Annotated in this window: 1 protein-coding gene; it reads right to left on the bottom strand. The window is 45.1% G+C overall.

Translation table 11 applies throughout. From position 1 onward, the window contains the following. A partial coding sequence (locus R8N28_RS26235; RefSeq protein WP_318183785.1) for a CHASE domain-containing protein occupies nucleotides 1–1034 on the bottom strand: 1034 nt, incomplete at its 3' end. Between the last annotated feature and the right edge of the window lie 102 nt (nucleotides 1035–1136).

The following is a 1136-nucleotide window of genomic DNA, read 5'->3' as shown; positions in this document are numbered from 1 at the left end:
AAGGTATCGTTGATGTGTTTGAATCGGTCTAGATCTATATTGATCAACGCAAAGCTGTAACGTTTTTTATAGCGCTTAGCGATTTCAAACTGCTGCTTGTATGACTGCATAAAGTAACGGCGATTGGGCAAATGCGTCAGTTCATCATGCAGCGCACGGTCGTCGGCGATGATGTACAAACGGTAAATCACGATCAACGCAATACTCAGAGCAATAAGAATGGGATAGCCAATGATTCTAACGATGTTCAGCTCAAACCACGAAATTTGTTGCTCAAGCTGCCCCCCCGCGTAGGCCGCCATGCTCCAGCCACCGTAAGGGAAGTGCACATGCTCTTTGGCGTACAATTTGCCCGTTTGATTAGGATCACCAAAGAACATATCCCCATATTCGCCGCCGCTGTCATAACCACGTATCGTCAAAGGATAATGGTATGAGAAGTCGAATACGCCGGTTTCTCGCATTAAACCATCAAAATCCACCACGGCGCTGATCACCCCCCAATACTCTTTGTTGATTGGTGGGTCTCGAAATACTGGCACGCGTACAATAAGCCCTCGCCCACCTTGAACAAGCGACACAGGCCCCGCGATGAAAATCTCTTGAATATCTTTGGCTTTTTGAACTTGTACCCATTGCGCTGGTACTTTACGGTAATCCAGACCAAGGACGCGCTCGTTGCCTTTAGTTGGGAATATATGGCTAATTACATCATTTTCCGCAATACCGATGACCGTGATGTGCTTACTTTTGTTAAGAATACGATCGGCGGCAATGCTTAGCTCCTCTTCTTCGCTATTTGGCAGCAAAGTGATTAGCGTCGCTAATGTGCTGGCTTTGTAAATATCAGCCATGAGTACCGCTTCCAAATTGGAGCGGAGAATAGACAGTTGTTCTTTGGCTTCAACTTGCACGCGCTCTTGCTGAAGGTCTTGCTGATTCTGATGCAACAGCTCAATAACACCAACACACAAGGCAACAAAAGCGAAAAAGAACAGTGCAAAATAGCACTGCTTTCTGGGTGAATAACGCATTAGCTCCCCACTAGCTCGTCCGTTACTACGAGAATTATTCTTTATTGTTAAAATCCTTATTATCTACAAGAATAACCAATAGCCTTTGCAAAGGTAATAATT

This window comes from Vibrio sp. Vb1554, from assembly GCF_033344235.1.
The sequence above is the reverse complement of the archived record's forward strand: the minus strand, read 5'-3'. Positions and strand labels throughout refer to the sequence as shown.